This window comes from Nocardia cyriacigeorgica (assembly GCF_029868385.1).
GTDB classification, from domain to species: domain Bacteria; phylum Actinomycetota; class Actinomycetes; order Mycobacteriales; family Mycobacteriaceae; genus Nocardia; species Nocardia cyriacigeorgica_F.
In genome coordinates this window covers 89,592-113,285 of record NZ_JARWNX010000054.1, presented here as the reverse complement: position 1 = coordinate 113,285, position 23,694 = coordinate 89,592, and the positions used below count along the sequence as shown (strand labels likewise).

The following is a 23,694-nucleotide window of genomic DNA, read 5'->3' as shown; positions in this document are numbered from 1 at the left end:
GGAGTCGCCAGGGCTCTGCGAGGTGCCATGTCATCTACTTCCTGTCCGCGGGCTCGCGGAGGTGTCGTGGACGGTGACGGAGCCACCGGTGAGCGCCGGACCGAGCAGTAGCAGCTGGGCACTGTTCGGTTCGCCGCCGACGAGGGCGGCGACGGCGGCGCGTCCGCGTAATGCCTCGGTGGACGGTGGTGTTGTCGGTTCGTCGTCCGAAAGAGCTGGTTCCGGGCGCGCGTCCGGGTGGCCGCCGGTGGTCGCCGCGGGATGATCGGGTACGGGTACGGGTACGGGTACGGGTACTGGTGCCGGTGCCGGTCCCGGCGCGAGGGGGAGCGGGAATGGCAGCGTCGGCACAGCTGGAATGCCGGGCAGCCCGGGAATCACCGGCATCTGCGGCAGGCCGGGTATTCCCGGTGTGGTCGGCGGCGGCCCGGCCGACTCCAGATGGCGCGGAATCAGCGCGGGTGGCAACCGTTGCGGTGGTGCGGAATTCGGTACCGAGCCGTCGACGCACCGCGGCCCGGACAGCTGCCCGTATCGCGGGCAGTCCGCGGCGGTGTACTGCTGGAACGGCGTGAATGTGACATCGATGGCCCAGCTCATCTGCCTGCTCGGTCCCCAGTGGAAAACACCGGCGAGCTTGCCGAGGGCCTCGTTGAGATTGGCGACCGATACCGCGATGGCATCGGGGTCGGCGGCGAGCGCGCCGAAGGTGTCGTCCAGGCCCGCCACCAGTTCCTTGCCCGCGTCGGGATTGCGGGCGAACAGGGCATTGGTCGCGTCGATGGCAGTGCCAGCGCCGGTGAGCAGCGCGACCACACCGGTGCGGCGTTCGGTGATGGTCCGCGCCGAGGTCACCGACGCGGCGAGCACATCGATCAGCTCGGGAGTGGAGGCGCTAATGGCGGCCGTCGCCGCGCCCAGATCGCCGAGCAGATCGCCGATTTCGGGGATCGCGCGCACTTGTGTGGTCCAGATATCCAGCCGTTCGATCGTCGAACCCGGTGCACGCGCGCCGGGGTCGAGCGCATCGGCGAGAGTGCCGAGCACCCGGCCGAGCTTCTCGGGCTGGATATGGTCGAGCACCGTGCGCAGCGTGGTGAGCGTGGTCTGCAATTCGGTGGTGGCGCGGCTGGTGTCCTGTTCGATGGTCGAGCCCGGGCGCAGCCCACGGGGCGCGGCGCCGTTGTCGACCAGTTCGATCGCGGTCACACCGAAGATGTTGGCGGGCACCACCCGCGCGGTGACATCGACCGGAATGCCCTCGGCAGCAGCCGGTTCCAGGTCGATCACCACTCGCTGACGTTCGCCCTTCGCGACGATGTCCACCTCGTCGACCGAGCCGACCAGCATCCCGCGGAACTTCACATCCGCCCGCTCGGGCAGCCCGTCGCCGGTGCTGGTCAGCGTCGCGATCACCTCGACCCGGTCGTCGAACGCGCCGGTATAGCGCAGGCCGAGTAGATAGATCACAGCGCTGATGGCCGCGAGCAATGTCAGCCCGAACAGGCCGAGCGTGCGGTTGGATGGTCCACGACCGCTCGCATCGATGATCATGCCCGCCACCTACCCGGAGATCCTGATGCCGGGGTCGATGCCCCAGATCGCCATGGTGAGCAGCAGATTCGCGAAAACCACCATGATGATCGTGACCTTGATGGCCTGACCGGCGGCTACCCCGACCCCCTCCGGGCCACCGGCGGCCACGAACCCGTAATAGCACTGGATGAACGTGGCGAGCAGGACGAACACCAGCACCTTCAGCACCGAATAGGCGATATCGACCGGGTCGAGGAACTGATGGAAGTAGTGGTCGAAGGTGCCGAGCGTGGTACCGCCGAGCAGCAGCACCGACAGCTTCGTGGTGAGATACGCCGTCGCCAGCCCGATGCTGTAGAGCGGGAGGATCGCCACCATCGCCGCCACCATCCTGGTGCTGATCAGATACGGCAGCGGCCGGATGGCGATGGATTCCAGCGCGTCGATCTCCTCGGCGATGCGCATCGAGCCGATCTGCGCGGTGAACCGGCACCCCGCCTGCGCGGCGAAAGCCAGCGTCGCCAGCAGCGGCGCCAGTTCGCGGGTGGTGGCGAAGCCGGAGATGGCGCCGGTGAGCGGGCTCATGGTCAGCAGGTCGAGAGCGGTATGGGATTCCATGCCGACAGTGATGCCGCCGAATCCGCACAGGATCAGTACGACGCCGATGGTGCCGCCACCGACGACCAAGGAGCCGTTGCCCCAGGTCACATCGATGATCAGCCGCAGCACTTCCTTGCGATAGTGGCGCAGCGCGAATGGAATAGCGCTCAGCGCCTGCCCGAACACCAGGCCGATATGACCGAGCCGCACACTCGCCTCGGCGGGCACTCGCGCGGCGGTGCCGAGTCGCTGGACGGGGCGCAGCATCGGCGGGACGTAGGAGGCCATCTCAGAGCACCTTCGCCGGGAACAGCGTGTTGTAGAGCTGGGTGATGACGATGTTGGTGGCGAACAGGATGATCGCCGAGGCGACCACCGCGGAGTTGACCGAGTTTGCGACACCGCCGGGTCCGCCCTTGGTGTTCAGGCCGGTATCGCAGGCGATGATCGCGGTCAGCGCACCGAAGACGGCGGCCTTGCCGATCGCGACGAGCAGATCCGACGCCACTGCGAACGAGGCGAAGGTGCTGACATAGGAACCCGGTGTGCCCGCCTGGATGTAGACGTTGAACACGTAGCCGGTGGCGAAGCCGACGAACACCACGAAACCGCACAGCAGCATGCTGATCAGCACCGCCGCCGCCAATCGCGGTGCGACCAGACGGCGGATCGGGTCCACCCCCATCACCCGCATGGCATCGATTTCCTCGCGTATGGTGCGCGATCCGAGATCCGCGCACATCGCCGAGCCGACGGCGCCCGCGATCATCAGCGAGGTGACCAGCGGTGCGCCCTGACGGATGATGCCGAGCCCGTTCACCGCGCCGATGAACGTGGTCGCGCCGACCTGGCTGACCAGCGACCCCACCTGGATCGACACCACCACCGCGATCGGGATCGCCACCAGCAGTGTCGGCGTGGCCGATACGTTGGCCATGAATGCGCACTGCCGCAGGAATTCACGCACCGGAAAACGCCGTCGCACCAGGGAAGTGCACAGTTCGGCGAATGCGCGTCCGGTCATGGTGACCTGCCGTCCCGCCGTTTCCACCGAGCGTTGTGGATGGTCACGCCAGTAGTCGAGTCCGAACCTGATGACGCGCTCGCGATCGGTCGGATCGAGGGCTTCCCCGGTACTGATCATGCAGCCGCCTTTGGCTAGGTAGAGCGAATCGACCCCCGCGCTTCCCCAGCTTTGCTACGCCGGTGAAGCGAATTGTCTGGGACAGTATCAAGCGCAAGGGTGTGCCGCTACCCTTTCGGGGCAGATTCTCCGCGGCGGTTGCGCGCTGATTTTCGGTCCACGGTGCGATCAGCGCTGGTTTTTCCCCGGTAGACCCGTTCGGGGGCAGTGTCTCGGACGGAAGCTGGCTCCCGGCCCGGTGTCAGAAATCCAGGGTGGGGATATCGATATCGAGCACCGACTGGGTGAGGGCGTCCAGCTGGTTCATGGCCGCGCCGATATCGAGCGCCTCCATCTCGGCGGCCTCGGCGCGCAGCTCGTCGAGTTCGGCGCGGAGGGCGGCAATCTCGTCGATGGCGGGTTCGTGATCGGCGGGTATCGGCGGCTCGCAGGCCTGCCAGGCGATGGCCTGATGCCACCAGGAATCCCGGCGAGCCCAGGACCAGACCACTCGGCGAGCCAGTGGGGCGTCGTCGGTGAGCAGGCGGGCGTGGTCGCCGTCGGTCCGGCAGGTCAGTTCGTGAATACCGTCGGGCAACTGTCTGGTACGGATTGTGTTCGTACCGTGCGCGAGCGTGAGCCTCGGGCCGTCGAGGTCTGGTTCATCGGAGATCAGGATCTCCATCAGCGATTCGGTCAACGCCGGAAAGGTATGCGCACCCGCCGTCACCGGGAGGCGGATCGCCGTGCGCGGATCGTGCAGCCGCCCCTCGGTGACATCGAATACCGCCAGATCACGGGTGGCGGTCAGTCGCAGCACCGCACACAGACACGCGAGATGATCATCGGACTCGCCACGCAACAGCATCCCGCGTCCATCGGCCGGTCGTTCCACCGACAGCGGTGCGGTCTGCTGTCGGAGCTGCGCGGATACGACGCCGACCACCGGCAGCGGCGCCGTCGGCTCCGGCCCGGCCAGGATCGCCTCGTACTGCTCGACGGCCCGTTGCGGCGAAGCTGTTGCGGCGGCGGGCAGTACGGCGAACACGGAACTCACCCGCCAAGTACAGCACTAACCGGCCCATCGCGGCATGGCACCGCGTGCACATCGCATCTCAGATGCCGGATACGTCGGTGATCTGGCCGATGCCGTAGGTGATCGCCATGGCCAGTGCGCCACCGATCACCACCCGCACCACCGCCCGGCCCCGCCTGCTACCGCCGAGGCCGGCGCTGACCGAACCGGTCAGCGCCAGCGCGATCAGCACGGCCGCGAACGTCACCGGGATCCGAAGATCGTTGGGCGGCAACAGGATGGCCAGCAACGGCAGCAGCGCACCGATGGTGAAGGCGACCGCGGAGGACAATGCCGCATGCCACGGGTTGGTGAGTTCCTTCGGATTCAGGCCCAATTCGGCCTCCGCGTGCGCGGTGAACGCGTCATGGGCGGTGAGTTCCTCGGCCACCCTGCGCGCGGTATCCGGCGACAGGCCCTTGGCGCGGTAGATGCCGATCAGTTCCGCGAGCTCGGATTCGGGCTTCTCGCGCAGCTCTCTGCGTTCCCTGGCCAGCAGCGCCCGCTCGGAATCGCGCTGGGTGCTCACCGAGACGTACTCGCCCACCGCCATCGAGATGGCACCAGCGCTCAACCCGGCGATACCCGCGGTGAAGATGGTGCTGGTCGCGGTGTTCGCGGCGGCGACGCCGACCACCAGCCCGGCGGTCGAGACGATGCCGTCGTTCGCGCCGAGCACCCCAGCGCGCAGCCAGTTCAACCGTGTCGCGAGCTGCTCGGTGTGCGGCTCGTCCGAATGTGGCGCTTCGCTCCCGCTCGACCCGCCGACTGAGTCCATGAGCCGCAGCCTATGTCACCGCGGCGCGGGCGAGGGCGGGGTTCTTGCGGATGGCGGTGGGCGGGTGCTGCCACCACCGGCGACAGCAGCGGGTCAGCGTGGCCTGTTCGGTGAGCCCGACGAGGGAGGCGATCTGGCTCATCGAGATATCGGTGGTGGTGAGATAGCGGCGGGTCTCGGTGCGGCGCACCTCGTCGACGACGGTGGCGAAGGTGGTGCCCTCGGCGCCGAGCCTGCGCTGCAATGTGCGCGGATGCACCGTCAGAAGCCTGGCCACCACACCGATTTCCGGTGGTGTTGTACCGAGCAGCTGCTGGACCGCCGCGCGCACCTTCGGCACCGTCGAGCTGCCGGTATCGGCGGTCTGCCGAGCCAGGAACTCCATGGCGAGCCGATGCAGATTCTCGTCACCACCGCTGAGCTGACGGGCCGCGAGTGTGCCGGGTACTCGCAGCAGCGCATCGCGTCGCCCGGCGCGAACCGGCGCGCCGAAGTACTGCTCGTATACCGATAGCGGTGCGGGCGGCCGATACGGCAGCTCCACCGAACGCAGGCCGTAACGATCCTCGGTCAGCCGCTGGATCGCGCGGTGTACGAAGGCGAGCCCGAGGTCGGTGCCCTGGATCGGTATCGCCGTCGCCGCCCGCACGCCATAGCGCAAGGCCACCACCCCGCGGTCGCCGTACGGGTCGGGTTCGAGCACCAGACTCAGCGAACGGGCGTGCACGAACAGGTACCGGGAGCTGCATTCGAGCACATCGGCCAGGGTGGGGGAGCTGCGGATGGCCAACGCCAGCGGGCCGAGCATGGCCAGATCCTGGCGCGTGGACATGCGCAGGCCGAGGTCGGGACAGTCGAGCCGGTGCGCAGCCAGTTCGAGCACCGCGGCCACCGCCTGATCGGGGACCAGCATGTCATCGGTGTCGAGGGCGGTGACCGGCAGTCCGCAGGCGGTGGCGAACTCCTCGGCATTGCCGCCCAACTCCGCGACCGTCGCCCGGAATCCGCGTAGTCCGGCGGAACGAATCACCGACATGTCGCACAGAATCAAATACTTGTCGCGTGAAGTCAAGTAGACGGTGCCGCCGCCATCGCACACTGGAGCCATGACCGAGACCGCTGTTGCCCCGGAACACCTCGATGTGGTGATCGTCGGCGCCGGACTGTCCGGCATCGGCGCCGCCTACCGGTTGCAGACCGAATGCCCGGGAAAGTCGTATGCCGTGCTGGAGGCGCGTGACGCCATGGGCGGCACCTGGGACCTGTTCCGCTATCCGGGCATCCGCTCCGATTCGGACATGTTCACGCTCGGTTACCCGTTCAAGCCGTGGCGCGACGCCCAATCCATCGCCGACGGCCCGTCCATCCTGCGCTACATCACCGAGACCGCCGTCGAGAACGGCATCGACCGCAAGATCCGGTACCGCACCAAGGTCATCGGCGCCGAATGGTCGACCGCGGCCGCACGCTGGACGCTCACCCTCGAACAGCGCGATGATCACGGCGGCACCGAACTATGCGCCTTGACCTGCGATTTCCTCTACGCCTGTGCTGGCTACTACAACTACGAGCAGGGCCACGCGCCCGAATTCCCCGGTATCGATACCTTCGCGGGCACCGTGGTGCATCCGCAGTTCTGGCCGGAGGAGTTGGACTACGCGAACAAGCGGGTGGTCGTGATCGGCAGCGGCGCCACCGCCGTCACCCTGGTGCCGAACATGGCCGAGCAGGCCGAACTGGTCACCATGTTGCAGCGCTCACCGACCTGGATCAGCCCGGTCCCCGGACGGGACAAGATCGCCGACCGGCTCCGGGCGACGCTGCCGCCCACTCTCGCGCATCGGCTGATCCGCACCAAGAACATCCTGTTCAGCGTCGGTTTCTACCAGTACTGCCGCCGCCGCCCCGAAGCCGCGCGCGCCTTGCTGACCGGTTTGGCCACCCGCATCCTGAAGGACGAGCAAGCGGTGGCCGAACACTTCACGCCCAGCTACGACCCGTGGGATCAGCGGCTGTGCGCGGCGCCGAACGCCGACTTCTTCAAAGCCATCCGCAAGGGGCAGGCCGAGGTCGTCACCGATCACATCGAGACCTTCGTACCCGAGGGGATCCGGTTGGCCTCCGGCCGGATGCTGCCCGCGGATGTGGTGATCACCGCCACCGGCCTCCAGTTGCTGGCCTTCGGCGGTATCGCCCCGGTGGTGGACGGACGGCCGGTGGAACTGTCGGACCAGTTCGTCTGGCAGGGCGCGATGCTCACCGGCGTGCCGAACTTCGCCGTCTGCATCGGCTACACGAACGCCTCGTGGACCCTGCGCGCGGACCTGACCTCCCGTCTGGTCTGCAAGATCATCAACCATATGGACCGCAACGGGTACGCGGCCGTGGTGCCGCGCCCGGACGGCGAACTCGACGAGCGTCCGCTGCTCGATCTGGCCTCCGGCTACATTCAGCGCTCTATCGGTGACTTCCCGCGCCAGGGCGACCGTCATCCGTGGAAGGTGCGGCAGAACTATCTGCTGGACTCCGCCACCACGATGCGCACCGATCTCGGCAAGACCCTGGCCCCCACCCCGCGTTCGGCGGTGCGGGCGCCCGTCGAGTCGGTGGTGCGCTGAGTGGTTCCGCACCGTTGTCGAGGACTGAAAAGCACACCCGTGCACAGTAATTGAATCCGCAACGGGGTTCGGTCGCCTATCGGCCGTGGTGCGTGGTTGTCGGTGGGCCGGGCTATCATGCGCTTGGTTCGTTCGGAGTGAACGAGCACACAGGCCGCGACCCGTGCTCGCCGGCGGGCCGATCGCGATCGTCGAGAGCAGAGGGGTCATCGATGGACAGGCCCGCGTGGGCGCCCGAGGGCGTGGACATGCAGCAGGCGAGCCCGGCGCGGATGTACGACGCGCTGCTCGGTGGATCGCACAACTTCGAGGTCGACCGGCGCGCGGCCGAGATGGGTACCCGACTGGTACCCGACCTCCCGCGCCTGGCATTGAGCAATCGCGCCTTCCTGCGTCGCGCGGTGCGGTATCTGGTCGGCGCGGGCGTCACCCAGTTCCTCGATATCGGATCGGGCATCCCGACCGCCGGTAACGTGCACGAGATCGCACGGGAACTCGATCCGGGCAGCCGGGTCCTCTATGTCGATCTCGATCCGGTCGCCGTGGCGCATTCCACGGCCATCCTCGGCGACGCGCCGGGTGCCGCGGCCATCGAAGGCGATCTGCGCAAGCCCGCGGACCTGCTGGCCCGGGTGCGCGATACCGGCCTCATCGACTTCGACCGACCGGTCGCCGTACTGCTGGTCGCGGTGCTGCATCTGGTCGCCGATTCCGACGACCCGGCCGGAAAGGTCGCCGAACTCCGCGCGGCGGTCCCCACGGGCAGCTATGTCGCGATCTCCCATCTCACCTCGGCGCTGCGCCCCGAAGACGCGGACAAGCTCGGTGCCTCGGCGGCCGAGGACAACCGCGTCGGCATCCACTTCCGTTCCCGTGCGGCCATCGAGGCTATGTTCGATGGATGGGACCTGGTCGAGCCGGGTGTGGTGGAGCTGCCTGCCTGGCGGCCCGAATCCGAGCGCGATCAGCACGAAGCGCCCGGCCGCTCACTCGGTCTGGCGGGGCTCGCGCGGAAGGTTTGACGCAGGGCGGCAGGGGATTCGGCAGGGGGTGCGATCGTGTGCGCGGGTGAACTCGCGGTGGTGTGGGCCGATGCGCTCGACGGTGCGGTCGCGCCGACGTTGAGTCGCGACCGGATCGAGGAGCTATTGGCCGGACTGGCCGAACAGCTCGTCGCGGCGCTGCGCGGGATCGCCGAACCGCGCACGGCGCGCGAGACCGCGGCGGCGTTGGTCGGCGCGAACTATCGCGATCCACAGGCCGTCGGGCGCACCATCCCGGTCATCTTCGGCGCCATGGCCGATCACACCGCACGAATCCACGGGCTCGACGCGGCGACGGTGCACGAGCACGCCGTGTTCGTCGCCGCCGAATTCGCCACCGGTTTCACCGCCGCCCTGCGCTCGGCGGCCCTGACCGAACAAGAGGCGACCTTATCGGCAGCCCTCGGCGCGGCGCGCACCGCCGAATCCCGGCGCGAGCTCTCCGAAGCCCGCTTCGCCGCGGTCTTCGCCGGTGCGTCGGTGGGCATCGGCACCGTCGACGTCGACGGGCGGGTGCTCGACGTGAACGCCGCACTCGCCGAGATGCTCGGCCTGCCGGCGGAGTCCATGCCCGGGCGTCCGGTCGCCGAACTGGTGGGTGAAGCCAATATCGGACGGGCCTACGCCCAGATGAAGCAGCTGCTCGCCGGCACCATCGACCGGTTCCGGCTGGAAACCGACCATCTGCGCGCCGACGGCGCCGTGGCCTGCATCGATCTGTCGATGTCCGCGGTCCGCGACCATACCGGGCGGGTGCGCTTCCTGATCGGTGTCGCCGTCGACGTCACCGACCGCAAGATGTTGGCCGACCAGCTGTGGCACGACGCCAATCACGACGGCCTCACCGGCCTGCCCAACCGCGGACTGTTCTTCGATCGGCTCGCCAGCGCCAGGCCGCCCGTGGGTGTCTGCTATCTGGATCTCGACGGCTTCAAGGAGGTCAACGACGAATGGGGGCATACCGTCGGCGACCAGGTGTTGCGGGTGGTCGGTGAGCGGTTGCAGGAGGGCGTCGCTGCGGTCGGCGGGCTCGCCGCGCGCATCGGCGGCGACGAGTTCATCGTCATGGTGCAGGAGTGCACCGGTGAGGATCAGCTCACCGCATTGCGGGCCGATCTGCTGGCCGCGCTGACCCGCCCGATGGTGATCGGCGAACGGCCCATCAGCATCGGCGCCAGTATCGGCACGGTCTACCTGGAGGAACCACCCGCCGCCGTCGACGAGACCATGCACGCCGCCGATACCGCCATGTACCGGAACAAGCCCTCGCGCACCCGCGCGCAGTGACCTGGACTGTTCGGTCAGGGGACGGTGTGGACGTAGAGCAGGCCGATGGTCGCCAAGGTCATCGCAGGGGTGAGCAGCCAGGTCTCGATCTTGTTGCCGGTGCGTGAGATCAGCGGAATCCCGAGCCGTTTGTTCAGCGGCCACAGCAGCGGGCAGCCCTTATCGGTGAGGCAGTCGCCGATCAGGTGGACGAGTGCGCCGAGACCGATCGCGAACGGTAACCACGGTGGGACATCGGGCAGCCAGCGCGCCATCAACACAGTGCCACCACCTGCCAGCAGGATGCACGGTCCATACGCTTTGAGCGAATCACCGGACGGGCACAGATGCAGGGCCCGCGCACCGAGGGCCAGCATGAAGAAGATCAGCCCCAAGGTGAAGTACTTACCCCACACATGTTGCCCCGCCCAGGTGGCCCAGCCCACGAGCAGCACGAACGCGAAACTGTGGGTGGCATGCCGGTGCCCACCCGACACCAGGGAAACACCCTTGGCCAGTTGATGAGTCACCGGTCCGAGTGAATGCGCGATGGTGCCCTTCGGATGATCGATATCAGGCACCAGCGCGGCACCCGCCGTGATGATGGTGCCGAGCACCAGCTCCATGGCACTCACCCGCACCGGGCCCTGGACCAACTCCAAGACCGCGACCGGCGCCATGGTCGCCGTCGCCGCGAAGGCCAGCGCACCGCTGGTGGCATGCGAGTGCCCGAGCATACTTCTCTGTTCCCCCCAACCGGTGGACCGTCATGTGCCCGAAGAACTTAGCAACACTCACAGACAAACTCCGGCGCACCGCGTCGACCTGCGTCGTTACCGCGACGCTGTACCCGGTGGCCGAACCCGGCCGATGCGCTTCGCCGCGGATGGCGAACGGGTTGGCGCTGCGAAACACCCGGCGGAATCGGACTCGCCGACCCGACGGTGGATATGAAACCCGAACCGCTCGAGGTCTTTACCGGGCCCTGCGCCTTTGTCATCCTGAGGTTCTCCGAACGCGTCGACGCGATTCGGTGCAAGGGGGTTGGGGATGATCGAAGAACGTCCGTGGCTCACGCCGATTCCGCGGTACGAGCCGCCGATATCGACATACATGCCGGACAGGGACCCTCGCCGAATGCGGGCGGGTGCGCGAACCGCGCTCGGCCGGGCAGCACCGATTCCGCGCTCGGAGCCCGATACGGCCAGATCGTGTCATGCGCGTCCGGCGCTGCGGGAATCCGCCGCGGCCCGAACGGTTCCCGCCGGTATGCGCCGTACATTGCGTGGGGCGTGCGCGGCCGGGGCGGAACCGGCGAGCGTTCGGGAAGCCCGTGCCTTCGCCGGTCGGGCGATGCGCGTCGTGCTCGAAGTCGTCGACGGCCGAAGGCCCTTCGCGCAGCTGGCCGCCCTCGCCGATCCCATGGTCGCCGCGGCGATGCGCACCATGATCGCCGGTGCCTGCGCGCCGGGGCGCGAGCTGGGCGTCGCGGTGCCCGCGCGGGTGCGGGTGATGCTGGTCGACGAACGTACGGCCGAGATCTGCGGCACCTACACGCGCGGCGAGCAGACGTTCGCCCTGGCGGGCCGGATCGCGCACAAGCGTCGAGGCTGGCAGGTGACGGTGCTGCGGTTGCTCTGAGCGACGGCTCAGAGCGTGGACCCGGCGGGCCACCCGCGCTCGTGTCGGTGGTGGCGGGCGACCCAAGTCGCGGCGGGCACTTCCCCGCCGCGAGCCCATCCCCGCGCGCCCCTGGTGTTCATGCTGCGGCGGGTTGCTGCCGGCGACGGTGATCGAGAAGGTCGTCGCCCGCTCACACGGTTTGTGTCGTTGCTTCGTCGTTTCGCCTGCTATTCACCGTATACGAGCCGGTGACCAGGAGAAACATCAACGCCGCCACCGCGATCGACGCTCCGACGCCGAAGATGGTGCCCTCGCGCGCGCCGACCACGCCGCCACCGAGAACTGTGCCGAGCCCGATTCCGGCGTAGATGGCCGAGGCGTTCAACGACACCACGAGCGCGGCCTCGCCCGGCGCCGCGTCGATGAGCCGATGCTGCTGCGCGGGTGTCTGGCACCAGGTGCCCGCACCCCACAGCAGCACCAAGGGGCCGACGAGCAGCAGTGATCGCAGGTCGGCGGCCGCGATCCACGTCAGGGCGGTCAACGCGACGGCCATGGTGGTGTACCCGATCGCGAGGACTCGCGACGGGCCCCAGCGATCGGTGGCATATCCGGACAGCAGATTTCCCGCGACCGCACCCGCGCCGTACAGGAACAGCATCACCGTCACCGCATGCTCCGCGACGCCGACACTCGCCAGCGCGGGCACCGTATACGCATACGCCACATAGCCCGCCGCCATACCGATCACCGTCAGCGGCAGGATCGTCGCCACCGCCGGTTTCGCCAACACCGCCAGCCGCGCCCGCAGCGGCACCCGCGGATTCCCCGGCAGCGGTGGGATCAGCCGGAACAACCAGGCCGCCACCAGCAGACACAGCGCCGCGACAATCCCCAGGGCCGCGCGCCAATTCAGCCACTGGACCGCCACATTGCCCAGCGGCACACCGAGCGCGGTGGCCACCGTCAATCCGCCGACGACGATCGCCAATGCCCGCGCCCTGATGTCCGGGCGGACCAGCACCGCGCTCACCGCACCCGCGTTCGGTGTGTACATCGCCGCGCCGAGAGCCGCGAGCACACGGGTGACCAACAGGAAACCGAAGCCGGGGGCCAACGCCGAGCCGAGATTCGCCGCACCAAGCAGGAGCAGCGCCGCGACGAGCAACGCACGCCGTGGAATCCGTGCTGTCACGGTGGCCAGCACCGGCGCGGCCACCGCATAGGCGACCGCGAAGACGGTGATGGACTGCCCGGCCGTCGCCGTCGACACCGACAGCGACCCGGCCATCTCGGGCAGGAATCCCGCCACGACGAAGGCATCCGTGCCGACAGCGAAGGTGCCGAGCGCGAGCATCCACACCGCACCGAGCCCCTGCGCGCCCACCCGTGCGGTACCGGTCGCCGTCGCCGTCGCCGTCGCCGTCGCCCTCGCCGTCGCCCTCGCGGTCGCCGTCGACGCTGGCGCTGGCGCTGGCGAGGTGGGCGCTGCTGGCGACGCCGGAGGTGCTGGTGAGGTGGGCGCTGCTGGCGACGCCGGAGGTGCTGGTGATGTGGGCGCTGCTGGTGATGTGGGCGCTGCTGCTGGCGAGGTGGAACCTGCTGGTGACGTGGGTGTCGGTGGCGACATCGGTGCTGTCGATGCCGGGACCGGCGGGGTGGGTGCTGCTGGCGAGGCCGCTGCTGGCGAGGTGGGATCAGCTGGTGACGTGGGTGTCGCTGTCGACGCGCGAGCAGCAGACGACGCGGACGCGGCTTGTAACTCGGCAGCGGAAGCGGCATTAATCGGGATATCAGACATCCCTATTCTCCTTGTGTGTACACCACCCGACGGGTGGTGGATTGATTCAGACGGTCAGCTGCGCATACGTGCGCCGCGTCCAGGTGACGGTGCTCTCGGGCGTCCGCGCCATCAGGTCGGCGATGGTCTGGGCGGCGAGTTCGCGCCGCCAGGCCAGGTCGGCCTTGCGCATCGCGGTGGCGACGCCGCATGGTGTGGCGAAGCGGGTGGCCGGTGCGGTGGCGCCGACGCCGTCGCGGCGGATCTCGGTGCAGCGGAACGCCTCATCCGGGCCCTCGATCGCGGTCACCACATCCATGAGGGTGATCCGTTCCGGTCGCCGCGCCAGTTCGAAACCGCCGCGCGCGCCGGGGATCGAGGTCAGGATTTCGGCGCGTACCAGGGCTTGTAGCCGCTTCTTCAGATACTGCTGTGGCAGGTCGAACCAGTGCGCGAGCCTGGCCGTCGGGATCGGTCCCTGATCCTCGAGCCAGGCAATGGTCAGGCAGCAGTGGATACCCCATTCGACGCCTTCGCCCATGCGCATGAAGGGGATATTACATATACCGATTAAAGGGTTGTCGGGCGGGTGCGTTAGCGTCGGGAACATGCGGCTTCACGTTGGATGTGCGATGTGGACGCATCCGCACTGGCAGCAGCGTCAGCTACCGGCGGGGGAGCGTCTGCGGTGGTATGCCAGCTGGTGCACGGCCGTGGAAGGCAATACCACCTTCTACGCCACCCCCTCGCGAGCCACCGTGGCCACGTGGGCCGCGCAGACCGACCCCGACTTCCGCTTCGTGGTGAAACTGCCGCGCACCATCACCCACGACCGCAGACTGCACGGCGCGGACGCCGACTTGCGTGCCTTCCTCGACGCGATCGAACCGCTCGGCCCGCGCACGCACGCCCTGTGGATCCAGCTGCCCGGCTCCTTCGGGCCCACCGACCTCGGTGTGCTGGCCGCCTTTCTGCGTGGCCTGCCGAACGGGTATCGCGTGGCGGTCGAGGTCAGGCACGGTGCGTTCTTCACCGATGGCGCCCCGGCGCGCGACCTGGAACGTGTGCTGTCGCGCGTCGACGCCGAATGGATACCGTTCGACACCACAACGCTTTTCGGCTCGGCGCCGACCAGCGACGGTGAACGCGAGGCATGCGGGAAGAAACCGCGATTGCCGCGCCGTATGCGTGCGCTCACCGAATATCCGATCGTGCGCTACCACGGTCGCGACGCGATCGAACCCACGGTGGCGGGCTGGCAGCCGTGGGTCCGCACCGTCGCGGAGTGGTTGCGGGAGGGCCGGTCGCCGACGGTGTTCCTGCACACGCCCGACAATGCCGCCGCACCCGAGCTGGCCCGCCGCTTCCACGACGAGGTGCGCGCCGCGGTCCCGGAACTCGAGCCGCTACCGGAGCCTGTGTCGACCGAACCGATGACGCTGTTCTGACCGCACCGAACTACGAGGCCCGTCCCGCACCACCGCGGAACGACAGCGCGTGCTCGCCGTAGTCGGTGAGCGGACGCGCCTCGACGGCCTGCCGGATACCGCTGGCGGGCAGCTGGGTCAGCTTGGCGAACATGGGAGTGTTGCCGAACGCCGCGCGCACCTGCGTCTCCGAGGCGTAGTCGGCGCCGTAATCGGCCAGCACACCGAAGTTCAAGGGCGCCAACGGAGTATTCAGCGGTGTGGGTTCGGCGGGACGGCCGAGCGCCGCGTACTGCGTCGGCACGCCCTGGTCGTACCAGCACAGTTCATAGGACAGCTGCTCGACGGTCGTCACGCTCACCACCGGCCAGCGCTGCGACAACCGCAGCGCCAGCGGATGTCTGCCGACAGGCGCGATCTCCCAGTTCAAGCTCTGCACCGCGACCCAGCTGCCGGACAGCCGTTCGATCAGCACCAGATCGTCGCCGAGTCGGTCGGCGGTGTTCAGCTCGGGATCCGGTGTGCTCCAGTGGGTGCGGTCCACACCGTGGAAGGCGGAGATATCGACGGGGTGCGCATCGTCGACCGCATAGGCCGCGATGACCGCCGCGCGAATCTGGGCGAGCGCATCCGTCGCGGAGCAGCGCACCGCGAGCGCGCCGAACGAGGTGGCGATATCGACCGGCTTGGAGGGCGGATCGGGCAGCGCACCCGCCGCCAGCGGTTTCAATCCGACCAGCGCCAGATTCCAGTTGATCTCCTCGATCGTGGAGAGATCGCCCGCGCTCTGATACAGGATCTGCTGCTGGGTCAGCCTGCCCGCGCGTTCGAGGGTGGGGCAGTCCAGTTTGGTCAGCGCGCCGAGTGTCTTACCGGTGAAGCCGATCTCGCCGATCTTCGTCTCGCGCATGGCCGTGGTCATCGCGGGCGAGGTGAGCGCGGCGTACCGCTCGCGGTACATGGCGACGGCCTGTTTGCGCTGTCTGCCGACCATCAGCGTGCGCAGCAGCGTGTTCAGGCTGGCGAGATACTTGCTGGATTGATCGGGGTCGGCGGCGAAGAGCCCGGCCCGGATCCGCACCGCTTCCTCGGTGGCCGCGACGGCCGCGCCCGGGTCGAGACGGCACAGCCACACACCGCATTTGGACAGTCCGTCGGCGCAGACGCCTGCGGCATTGGGATGGGTGGATGCCACGTGCCGGTAGGCGTTGCAGGCGTCGCGGATGGTCGCGGTGGCCAGTTCCCGGTGCCCGATGGCGCGCGCGGCCTGTTCCAGGATGCGCAGCGCGTCCTGGACCTGTCCGGCGAACTGGGCGGAGACATGGCCGTTGGTGAGCCAGCGCAGGCGGATCAGCACCGCCTCCTGTGCGGGTTCCAGCGCGGCGGCCGAACGGTCGCGGGCGGAGGGGTCTGCCTTGGTCGCGGCGAGGGCGGTTGCCAGTTCGCACAGCGATGTCGCCAGTTGTAGTTCGGATTCGGCCGAACGGTCCATGGCCGCACGACGATCCGTGGCCACCCGGCGCTCGACGGCGCTCAGATCCATCGCGATCCCAACTCCCGCATCACCTTCCGTCTCCGGTCGCCGATCGGCCGGTCCGGGTGATCGGGCCGAGTCTGCCACAGATGCGAGGTACGCAGCAGCCGGATGTGTGGGCTACCGGATACCGCTGGAAACCTATTGAGCGTGCCGTTGTTTAACGGTACATTAAACGGAGATAAGTACAGCGAGTCCGCACCACCGCGCGGACCGCGCAAGGCATCGTCGAACCGTATGCGGCGGTGCGATCCGAACAAGGAGTTCCGATGAACCGAACCACTGTCCTCGCACGCGCCCGCCGTGGCGTCGCCCGTGTGGCCGCCGTCGCCGCGATCGCTCTCGTGCCCGCGGCGCTGGTGCTGGCCCCCGCCGCCGCCGAGCCGCTCGTGCTCGAACCCATCCACACCGTCGAGCAGGCGCCGGACGCCTCCGGCGACGCCGTGTACTACGGCTATGGCTACGGCGGTTACGGCTATGGCGGATACGGCGGCTACGGCGGTTACGGGTACGGCTACCCGGGCTACGGCGGTTATGGCTATGGCGGCTACGGTTACCCGAGTTACGGCGGGTACTACATGTGGCCGATCATCCCTTTCCCGTCGACCGGTAGCGCTTCCTGAGTCGTGCCGGCCGGTCAGCCGATGGTCGGCTGAAAACACCGGCGGAGATGCCCTCCGGAATCGGTGCGACCGAGGATGATGAGGATCGTGGCCAATCTTCCGGAGAACCCCGATATCAAGCCCCGCAGCCGCGATGTCACCGATGGCCTGGAGAAAACCGCCGCGCGCGGAATGCTGCGCGCGGTCGGCATGGGCGATGACGATTTCGAGAAGGCGCAGATCGGGGTGGCCTCGTCGTGGAACGAGATCACCCCGTGCAACCTCTCACTGGATCGGCTGGCCAAGGGCTGTAAGGACGGTGTATTCGCAGCGGGCGGGTATCCGATGCAGTTCGGCACCATCTCGGTATCGGACGGCATCTCCATGGGGCACGAGGGAATGCATTTCTCGCTGGTCTCGCGTGAGGTGATCGCCGACAGCGTCGAGACGGTCATGCAGGCCGAGCGTCTCGACGGTTCGGTCCTGCTCGCGGGCTGCGATAAATCGCTGCCGGGCATGATGATGGCGGCGGCCCGGCTGAATCTGGCCAGCGTCTTCCTCTACGCGGGGTCGATCCTTCCCGGCATCGCGAAGCTGTCGGACGGCAGCGAACGTGAGGTGACGATCATCGATGCGTTCGAGGCGGTCGGCGCCTGCTCACGCGGGTTGATGAGCCGCGAGGACGTCGATGCCATCGAGCGGGCGATCTGTCCGGGCGAGGGCGCCTGCGGCGGTATGTACACCGCGAACACGATGGCGAGCGCCGCCGAGGCGCTCGGAATGTCGCTGCCCGGCAGCGCGGCGCCGCCCGCGACCGACCGCCGACGCGACGGTTATGCCCGGCGCAGCGGACAGGCCGTCGTCGAGCTGATCCGCCGCGGAATCACCACCTCCGACATTCTCACCAAGGAAGCCTTCGAGAACGCGATCGCCGTCGTGATGGCGTTCGGCGGCTCGACCAACGCGGTACTGCATCTGCTGGCGATCGCCCACGAGGCGAATGTCGATCTCACACTCGACGATTTCGCCCGCGTCGGCCGCCGCGTTCCGCATCTGGCCGACGTCAAACCGTTCGGCAAACATGTGATGACCGATGTGGACCGCATCGGCGGGGTGCCGGTGATGATGAAGGCACTGCTCGACGCCGGTCTGCTGCACGGCCAATGCTTGACCGTGACCGGCCGCACCGTCGCCGAGAACCTGGCCGAGATCGCCCCACCGGACCCGGACGGCAAGGTGGTGCGGGCCATGGCGGAGCCGATCCATCCGACCGGTGGGATCACCATCCTCGCCGGCTCCCTGGCCCCCGGCGGTGCGGTGGTCAAATCGGCGGGTTTCGATTCCGATGTGTTCCTCGGGACCGCCCGCGTCTTCGATCGGGAACGCGCGGCGATGGACGCGCTCGAGGACGGCACGATCACGGCGGGCGATGTGGTGGTGATCCGCTACGAAGGCCCGAAGGGCGGGCCGGGCATGCGGGAGATGCTGGCGATCACCGCCGCCATCAAGGGCGCTGGCCTCGGCAAGGATGTGCTGCTGCTGACCGATGGCCGGTTCTCCGGTGGCACCACCGGGCTCTGCGTGGGGCACGTCGCGCCCGAGGCGGTGGACGGCGGGCCGATCGCCTTCGTCCATGACGGGGACAGGATTCGCCTCGACGTCGCCGCGGGCACGCTGGACCTGCTCATCGAGCCAGCGGAACTGGACCGCAGGCGGGTGGGGTGGGCTCCGCTACCGCCGCGCTATACCCGTGGTGTGCTGGCGAAGTATTCGAAGCTGGTCGGTTCGGCATCGTTCGGTGCGGTCTGCGACTGAACATCGGCCGGAGGGTGCGGGCGCTCGCGATCGATCGGGCGAGCGCCCGCGGTCGCGGTCAGGAGGACTGGCCGGTCGGTGGTTCGCCGACGGTACGGGTCGGATCGATGACGGCGAACGTCTCGCCTTGCGGCGCACGGAGGACGCCCTGACGGCCGAACGGGCTGTCCTCGGGCCCACTCACCACCGTCGCGCCGAGTTCGGCCGCACGGGTGAGCGCGGTATCGGTGTCATCGACCTGGAACCAGGCCAGCCAATACGATTGGTCGCCGCCGGGCATTTTCGTCGCGTCGTTGATCCCGCCGAGTGGATAGTCGTCGCCGCCCCGGCCGAAGGTCGAGTAGACGAAGTTCTCGCCGTCACCGATCTCGGTGTACTTCCAGCCGAACACCGAGGCATAGAACTCCTGCGCTCGGCGGTAATCGCCGGTGTGCAGTTCGTTCCAGCAGTAGGCGGCGTGCTCGTTGTACACGCCCGCGCCGGTGTGGGCCATGGACTGCCACACCCCGAAGACGCCACCGGTCGGATCGGCCGCGACGAACATGCGGCCGACATCGAGCACATCGAACGGCGGCATGATCACCGTCCCACCGGCCGCGCCGACTCGCGCGGCGACCGCGTCGGCATCGTCGGCGGCGAGATAGGTGGTCCACACCGACGGCATCGGCATACCGGCGGGCTTGGGTCCTATACCGGCCGCCGCGCGCCCGTTGCGCAGTGCGATCAGATATCCGCCCGTGTCCTGCGGACTGTCCGGGATCTCCCAGCCGAACAGATCGGCGTAGAACGTGCGGGCCCGAGCCACATCATCGACCTGGCAGTCCACCCAGCAGGGTGTGCCTTCCGGCCAGGCGTCATCGCGGGTTGGCATCAGCAGAACCTCCCTGGCATTCGAGTCGGATGACCGACCGTCCGAACCCGGTCGGCGTTCGCTCAGTCAACCACTCCGCGTCGGTGCGGGACAGGGCCAGCGGCGGAGTTCACCCGATCCGGGTGAACTCCGCCGAGACGAGTCGCATCGGCTGCCGGACCACCAGCCGCCGGTCAGAGATCGAGTACCAGGCGGCCGCCGTCGCAGCGGGAAACGCACAGCAGCATGGCGCCCGCGGCGCGTTCGGCCTCGGTGAGCGCGGTGTCGCGGTGGTCGGGGTCGCCGTCGAGCACCCGAACCACACAGGTGCGGCAGAACCCCTGACGGCAGGAGTACGGGGTGGCGGGCCGGGCCTCGAGCACGGTCTCGAGGGCGGTGCGGTCGGCGGGGACGTCGATGATCGCGCCGGTGCGGGCCAGCTCGATCCGGAACGGTTTACCGTCCACCACCGGCGGCGCGGAGAACCGTTCGGAATGCAGCGCGACGCCGGACAGCTCGCGCACCGCGCTCGCCACGGCACCCGTCATCGCGACGGGCCCGCAGCAGAAGACCGCGGTGCCCGGACCGACGCCGGGCAGCAGATCCGCACCGGTGGGTAGTCCGTGCTCATCATCGGTCCGTACCAGGACCCGGCTGCCGAACTCCGCGAGTTCGGTGCGGAACGGGAGGGTGTCGCGGCTGCGTCCGGTGTACACCATGGTCCAGTCCACGCCCAGCCGCTGCGCCAGCCGCACCATCGGCAGGATGGGCGTGATGCCGATCCCGCCCGCCACGAAATGCGCTCGCGTCGAAGGCGATCCGTCGTATCCGGGAACGATGAACGGAAACGCGTTACGCGGTCCGCGCACCCACACCGTGTCACCCACGCGCAGATCCCGGTGCACCTCGACCGAACCGCCACCGCCGCCGGGGATTCGGCGCACCGCGATGCGGTAGCTCGACCTGTCGCCGGGGTCGCCGCACAGCGAGTACTGCCGCACCCGGCCCGAGGGCAGCTCCAGGTCGATATGCGCGCCGGGGAACCACCGCGGCACTGTGTCGCCGTCGGGGGCGCGCAGGGTCAGGCTCATCACCTCGGCATCGGAGGCGACCGGATGCCGTCCGGTGATCGTCAGCCGGGTCCGGGCGTCGTCGGCGGCGAGGATGCGTTCTCGACGGTGCACCGCACCGGCCCAGCCGAGCCGAAGCGCGGCCAGTCGCGCCATCGTCCGCATCAGGATGTCGCGCTCGCGGGTGCCGTAAAGGGCGGGCGGCACCGCGGTCGGCGCGGGGTACAGCTCGTTCACGACGCGATCGCCTTGGCCGCGGGCGAGGTGGCCAGATAGGCCACCGCCTGGCTGGTCGAACCGACCGATTCCGGCGAATAGCGCGGGTTGAACGTCGACAGCGCGCTCCACAGCAGCGAGGGCACACCGGGGAGCGCACCGCGCCACATCGCACCGAACAGCTTTATCGTCAGCCGGAGGTACCCCATGGTCGGCAGGCTCGGATCGGCGGTGACGAGGAATTTGGTGCCGCGCGCGACCAACACGATGAACAGCGGAAACACCAGCAGCATCGGTATCGCCCGGCGCAGGTATCCGGCGCCGAAATATACCGCCACATCGTGGGCGACATTGCGATGCTCGACCTCTTCGGCGCCGTGCCACCGATACAGGTCCGCCATTCGTGGATCGGCGTTCTTCCCTTCCAGATCGGCGTTGAGCACCCAGTCGCCGAGGAAGGCGAAGAAATGCTCGAGGCAGGCGATGATCGCCAGCCGTTCGACCAGATGCTGCCGCCGCGCCCGCTCACTGCGCGCCGGACGCGGACCGGCCGCGGTACGGAACAGGAATTCGGCCTGCCGCACATAGGGTTCGACATCGATTCCCTGCCCGGACAGCACCTGGTCGAGCACCTTGTTGTGGGTTTCGGCGTGCATCGATTCCTGGCCAATGAAGCCGATCATGTCCTCGCGCACCTTCTCGTCGCGCACCATCGGCAGCGCCTCGGAAAAGGTCTGGCAGAACATCCGCTCACCCTCCGGCAGCAGCAGATTCAGCGAGTTCATCACATGGGAGGCGATCGGCTCGTCCGGTATCCAATGCAGTGGCGTATCGGTCCAATCGAACTGCACATTGCGGGCCTGTAAGGACACCGCGCCGGGATCGACGCGCACCGGCCCGGACTTCCTGCGAAATCTCATCTCTGTCGTCCCCTCCGGTCTCAGGCGTGCGCGGCGGCGGTGTCGGGTGCGCGCCGGGACTGCTGTCCGGCCCGCAGGAACTGTCCGGTGCCCCAGTGCTTTCCGAGTCCGTCGGCGAAGACGCCCTCGCGGTAGACGGGAACGCCGTTGACGACGGTGGCGCGCACGGCGCGGTCATTGCGGTTGACCATCCGATCGAGGCCGAACTCCGGCATCGGGTGTTCGTGCAGCTCGTGCACCGACTCGTCCAGCCCGGCCGGGTCGACGATTACCAGATCGGCGCGGTCGCCGCACCGCAGCAAACCCGCGTCGATGCCGTACCACTGCGCGAGTTCGCCGGTCAGCCGATGTACCGCGCGCTGCACCGAGAGGAAGGGCCGCGGTGTGGTCCGGGCTCGTGCGACCCGCTCCAGCAAGCGCAGGTGGTAGTTGTAGAAGGCCATATTGCGCAGGTGCGCGCCCGCGTCACCGAATCCCATCTGGACGCCTGGATTGGCGGCCAGTTTGTCGGCGAATCTCGGGCGATGATTGGCGACCGTGGTGCGCCAGCGCAGGTTCGTCCCGTATTCGACGACCAGGTCCAGATAGGCGTCCACCGGGTGGATGCCGCGGTCGGCGCCGACCTGTCCGATCGATCTGCCCACCACCGATTCGTCCGGGCAGGCGAGGATCTCGGCGTCGAAGAAATTGCGATGCCAGATCCGCGGTGAGAATTTGTCGTCGTAGTTCTTGCGGAACCAGCGCCGATAGTCCTCGTCGCGCAGCAGTTCGTTGCGTTCGACTTCATCCTTGAGATGCAGCGCCGCCGCACCAGCGCCGAACTCCTCGAACACCACCAGATCGATGCCGTCGGCGTAGACGGTGAACGGCACCGGCAGATGCTGCCAGCGGAATTCGGTGCGCGCGAACCGGTTCAGCAGCGGTGCGGTGTACATCATGAAGTAGACCAGCGGCGGGTAGGCCTTGGAATCGGCCGCCGACAGCAGTGAGGTCTTGAGCTTCTTGCGTCCGGCCAGCCCGGAGCTGGCGAGGAAGAACTTCCAGATATTGGGCCGGAAGTTCACCGTCGGCGCACTTTGCAGAATGCGCTCACGCCTGCGCAACACCTTGTTCAACGCGCGGATCTCGCGTCCGCGGGCATAGGTCGACGGTAGCGAGCGCGAACGGTAGATATCGCCGTCGATCTTGTCGAGCGTATTCGACATCGACGACATCCCGAGGAAGCCCGCGTCCACCGCCTGATCGAGATAGGCCTGCATCCGTTCGAGTTCGGCGCGCGATGGTCTGGTCTGCCTGGTGACGGCGCGGTCGAGTCCGAGCACATGGGTGCGCAGATCCGAATGGCCGAGGAATGCGGCGACATTCGGTCCGAGCGGCAGGGCGTCGAGCGCCTTCGCGTATTCGGCCGGATCACTCCAGGTGCGTTCGCGTTCCAGCACACCGTGCACGGCATCGCGCGGTACCGCCTCGACCCGGCTGAAGATATCGGCGCAGTCGGAGTTGGCGGCCAGGATCGTCGACAGCGAGCAGTTGCCGACGACGACGGTGGTCACACCGTGCCGCACCGATTCCGAGAGTTCGGGTTTGATCAGGATTTCGGCGTCGTAGTGGGTGTGCACGTCGATGAATCCGGGCATCACCCACATGCCGCGCGCGTCGATGACCTCGGTGTTCGGGCCGACCGGGAGCGGATCTGCCGATACCTGCTCGACGATGCCGGCGCGGATGCCGAGATTGCGGCGCAGCGGTGCGGCGCCGGTGCCGTCGAACCAGAGGCCGTCGGTGACGACGAGATCGAAATCGGTCATCGGATGCTCC

22 protein-coding genes are annotated in these 23,694 nt (G+C 68.1%); 8 read left to right on the top strand and 14 right to left on the bottom strand.

The window, feature by feature from the left end:
- Window positions 1-30 precede the first annotated feature (30 nt).
- The 6 genes from QH168_RS17270 to QH168_RS17245 all read right to left on the bottom strand — a co-directional run bounded on the left by QH168_RS17270 (window position 31) and on the right by QH168_RS17245 (window position 6,148).
- Window positions 31-1,554, bottom strand: coding sequence for an MlaD family protein (locus QH168_RS17270; RefSeq protein ID WP_280235680.1), 1,524 nt, complete (start codon window positions 1,552-1,554; stop codon window positions 31-33).
- A gap of 9 nt (window positions 1,555-1,563) precedes the next feature.
- Window positions 1,564-2,424, bottom strand: coding sequence for an MlaE family ABC transporter permease (locus QH168_RS17265; protein WP_280235679.1), 861 nt, complete (start codon window positions 2,422-2,424; stop codon window positions 1,564-1,566).
- 1 nt (window position 2,425) lies between these two features.
- Window positions 2,426-3,280, bottom strand: coding sequence for an MlaE family ABC transporter permease (locus QH168_RS17260; RefSeq protein WP_280235678.1), 855 nt, complete (start codon window positions 3,278-3,280; stop codon window positions 2,426-2,428).
- Window positions 3,281-3,521: 241 nt separating this feature from the next.
- Window positions 3,522-4,316, bottom strand: a complete 795-nt coding sequence (locus QH168_RS17255) for a hypothetical protein (protein WP_280235677.1) — start codon at window positions 4,314-4,316, stop codon at window positions 3,522-3,524.
- A 58-nt stretch (window positions 4,317-4,374) separates the two neighbouring features.
- Window positions 4,375-5,112 (bottom strand): VIT1/CCC1 transporter family protein, encoded by a 738-nt coding sequence (locus QH168_RS17250; RefSeq protein ID WP_280235676.1) that lies wholly within the window; start codon window positions 5,110-5,112, stop codon window positions 4,375-4,377.
- A 10-nt stretch (window positions 5,113-5,122) separates the two neighbouring features.
- A complete protein-coding gene (locus tag QH168_RS17245) occupies window positions 5,123-6,148 on the bottom strand; it encodes an AraC family transcriptional regulator (RefSeq protein ID WP_280235675.1) in 1,026 nt (341 codons plus the stop codon).
- A 70-nt stretch (window positions 6,149-6,218) separates the two neighbouring features.
- Here QH168_RS17245 and QH168_RS17240 point away from each other — a divergent pair, with 70 nt between their 5' ends.
- From QH168_RS17240 to QH168_RS17230, 3 genes are all read left to right on the top strand, one after another.
- The gene (locus QH168_RS17240) at window positions 6,219-7,730 is read left to right on the top strand and encodes a flavin-containing monooxygenase (RefSeq protein WP_280235674.1); all 1,512 of its coding nucleotides are present in this window, start codon (window positions 6,219-6,221) and stop codon (window positions 7,728-7,730) included.
- Between the two features lie 212 nt (window positions 7,731-7,942).
- Window positions 7,943-8,752, top strand: a complete 810-nt coding sequence (locus QH168_RS17235; protein ID WP_280235673.1) for an SAM-dependent methyltransferase — start codon at window positions 7,943-7,945, stop codon at window positions 8,750-8,752.
- 36 nt (window positions 8,753-8,788) lie between these two features.
- The gene (locus tag QH168_RS17230) at window positions 8,789-10,060 is read left to right on the top strand and encodes a sensor domain-containing diguanylate cyclase (RefSeq protein WP_280235672.1); all 1,272 of its coding nucleotides are present in this window, start codon (window positions 8,789-8,791) and stop codon (window positions 10,058-10,060) included.
- 14 nt (window positions 10,061-10,074) lie between these two features.
- Here QH168_RS17230 and QH168_RS17225 read toward each other — a convergent pair whose 3' ends face one another.
- Window positions 10,075-10,776, bottom strand: a complete 702-nt coding sequence (locus QH168_RS17225; RefSeq protein ID WP_280235671.1) for a metal-dependent hydrolase — start codon at window positions 10,774-10,776, stop codon at window positions 10,075-10,077.
- 400 nt (window positions 10,777-11,176) lie between these two features.
- Between QH168_RS17225 and QH168_RS17220 the strand changes: the two genes are divergently transcribed.
- A complete protein-coding gene (locus QH168_RS17220) occupies window positions 11,177-11,680 on the top strand; it encodes an Rv3235 family protein (protein ID WP_280235670.1) in 504 nt (167 codons plus the stop codon).
- Window positions 11,681-11,852: 172 nt separating this feature from the next.
- Here the strand turns inward: QH168_RS17220 and QH168_RS17215 are convergent, their stop codons facing one another.
- The gene (locus QH168_RS17215; RefSeq protein ID WP_280235669.1) at window positions 11,853-13,049 is read right to left on the bottom strand and encodes an MFS transporter; all 1,197 of its coding nucleotides are present in this window, start codon (window positions 13,047-13,049) and stop codon (window positions 11,853-11,855) included.
- A 2-nt stretch (window positions 13,050-13,051) separates the two neighbouring features.
- On the opposite strand from QH168_RS17215, the gene QH168_RS17210 reads away from it, so the two are divergent.
- Window positions 13,052-13,447, top strand: coding sequence for a hypothetical protein (locus QH168_RS17210; protein WP_280235668.1), 396 nt, complete (start codon window positions 13,052-13,054; stop codon window positions 13,445-13,447).
- A gap of 62 nt (window positions 13,448-13,509) precedes the next feature.
- Here QH168_RS17210 and QH168_RS17205 read toward each other — a convergent pair whose 3' ends face one another.
- A complete protein-coding gene (locus QH168_RS17205; protein ID WP_280235667.1) occupies window positions 13,510-13,989 on the bottom strand; it encodes an RrF2 family transcriptional regulator in 480 nt (159 codons plus the stop codon).
- Window positions 13,990-14,050: 61 nt separating this feature from the next.
- Here QH168_RS17205 and QH168_RS17200 point away from each other — a divergent pair, with 61 nt between their 5' ends.
- Complete coding sequence (locus QH168_RS17200; protein WP_280235666.1) at window positions 14,051-14,890, top strand: DUF72 domain-containing protein; 840 nt, start codon at window positions 14,051-14,053, stop codon at window positions 14,888-14,890.
- A gap of 10 nt (window positions 14,891-14,900) precedes the next feature.
- On the opposite strand, the gene QH168_RS17195 is transcribed toward QH168_RS17200, so the two are convergent.
- On the bottom strand, window positions 14,901-16,412 hold the full coding sequence (locus QH168_RS17195; protein ID WP_280235665.1) for a hypothetical protein: 1,512 nt from the start codon (window positions 16,410-16,412) through the stop codon (window positions 14,901-14,903).
- Between the two features lie 260 nt (window positions 16,413-16,672).
- Here QH168_RS17195 and QH168_RS17190 point away from each other — a divergent pair, with 260 nt between their 5' ends.
- Window positions 16,673-17,026, top strand: a complete 354-nt coding sequence (locus QH168_RS17190; RefSeq protein ID WP_280235664.1) for a hypothetical protein — start codon at window positions 16,673-16,675, stop codon at window positions 17,024-17,026.
- Between the two features lie 87 nt (window positions 17,027-17,113).
- Entirely contained in the window at window positions 17,114-18,820 is a 1,707-nt protein-coding gene (gene ilvD / locus QH168_RS17185; RefSeq protein WP_280235663.1) for a dihydroxy-acid dehydratase, read from the top strand.
- Between the two features lie 58 nt (window positions 18,821-18,878).
- Here the strand turns inward: ilvD and QH168_RS17180 are convergent, their stop codons facing one another.
- From QH168_RS17180 to QH168_RS17165, 4 genes are all read right to left on the bottom strand, one after another.
- Complete coding sequence (locus QH168_RS17180; RefSeq protein WP_280235662.1) at window positions 18,879-19,691, bottom strand: VOC family protein; 813 nt, start codon at window positions 19,689-19,691, stop codon at window positions 18,879-18,881.
- Between the two features lie 173 nt (window positions 19,692-19,864).
- Window positions 19,865-20,905, bottom strand: a complete 1,041-nt coding sequence (locus QH168_RS17175; protein WP_432421122.1) for a PDR/VanB family oxidoreductase — start codon at window positions 20,903-20,905, stop codon at window positions 19,865-19,867.
- A gap of 68 nt (window positions 20,906-20,973) precedes the next feature.
- Entirely contained in the window at window positions 20,974-21,876 is a 903-nt protein-coding gene (locus QH168_RS17170; RefSeq protein WP_280235661.1) for a metal-dependent hydrolase, read from the bottom strand.
- A gap of 20 nt (window positions 21,877-21,896) precedes the next feature.
- Window positions 21,897-23,684: an N-acyl-D-amino-acid deacylase family protein gene (locus QH168_RS17165; protein WP_280235660.1), complete on the bottom strand. Its 1,788-nt coding sequence runs from the start codon at window positions 23,682-23,684 to the stop codon at window positions 21,897-21,899.
- Window positions 23,685-23,694: the final 10 nt, after the last annotated feature.

Excerpts from the sequence above, each read along its gene's own strand:
- QH168_RS17260 (WP_280235678.1), bottom strand. The coding sequence starts at position 3,280 with ATGATCAGTACCGGGGAAGCCCTCGATCCGACCGATCGCGAGCGCGTC.
- QH168_RS17235 (WP_280235673.1), top strand. The coding sequence starts at position 7,943 with ATGGACAGGCCCGCGTGGGCGCCCGAGGGCGTGGACATGCAGCAGGCG.
- QH168_RS17190 (WP_280235664.1), top strand. The coding sequence starts at position 16,673 with ATGAACCGAACCACTGTCCTCGCACGCGCCCGCCGTGGCGTCGCCCGT.
- QH168_RS17240 (WP_280235674.1), top strand. The coding sequence starts at position 6,219 with ATGACCGAGACCGCTGTTGCCCCGGAACACCTCGATGTGGTGATCGTC.
- QH168_RS17270 (WP_280235680.1), bottom strand. The coding sequence starts at position 1,554 with ATGATCATCGATGCGAGCGGTCGTGGACCATCCAACCGCACGCTCGGC.
- QH168_RS17200 (WP_280235666.1), top strand. The coding sequence starts at position 14,051 with ATGCGGCTTCACGTTGGATGTGCGATGTGGACGCATCCGCACTGGCAG.
- QH168_RS17250 (WP_280235676.1), bottom strand. The coding sequence starts at position 5,112 with ATGGACTCAGTCGGCGGGTCGAGCGGGAGCGAAGCGCCACATTCGGAC.
- QH168_RS17195 (WP_280235665.1), bottom strand. The coding sequence starts at position 16,412 with ATGGATCTGAGCGCCGTCGAGCGCCGGGTGGCCACGGATCGTCGTGCG.
- QH168_RS17170 (WP_280235661.1), bottom strand. The coding sequence starts at position 21,876 with ATGAGATTTCGCAGGAAGTCCGGGCCGGTGCGCGTCGATCCCGGCGCG.
- QH168_RS17220 (WP_280235670.1), top strand. The coding sequence starts at position 11,177 with ATGCGGGCGGGTGCGCGAACCGCGCTCGGCCGGGCAGCACCGATTCCG.
- QH168_RS17205 (WP_280235667.1), bottom strand. The coding sequence starts at position 13,989 with ATGCGCATGGGCGAAGGCGTCGAATGGGGTATCCACTGCTGCCTGACC.
- QH168_RS17225 (WP_280235671.1), bottom strand. The coding sequence starts at position 10,776 with ATGCTCGGGCACTCGCATGCCACCAGCGGTGCGCTGGCCTTCGCGGCG.
- QH168_RS17265 (WP_280235679.1), bottom strand. The coding sequence starts at position 2,424 with ATGGCCTCCTACGTCCCGCCGATGCTGCGCCCCGTCCAGCGACTCGGC.
- QH168_RS17175 (WP_432421122.1), bottom strand. The coding sequence starts at position 20,905 with ATGCGGACGATGGCGCGACTGGCCGCGCTTCGGCTCGGCTGGGCCGGT.
- QH168_RS17180 (WP_280235662.1), bottom strand. The coding sequence starts at position 19,691 with ATGCCAACCCGCGATGACGCCTGGCCGGAAGGCACACCCTGCTGGGTG.
- QH168_RS17245 (WP_280235675.1), bottom strand. The coding sequence starts at position 6,148 with ATGTCGGTGATTCGTTCCGCCGGACTACGCGGATTCCGGGCGACGGTC.
- QH168_RS17165 (WP_280235660.1), bottom strand. The coding sequence starts at position 23,684 with ATGACCGATTTCGATCTCGTCGTCACCGACGGCCTCTGGTTCGACGGC.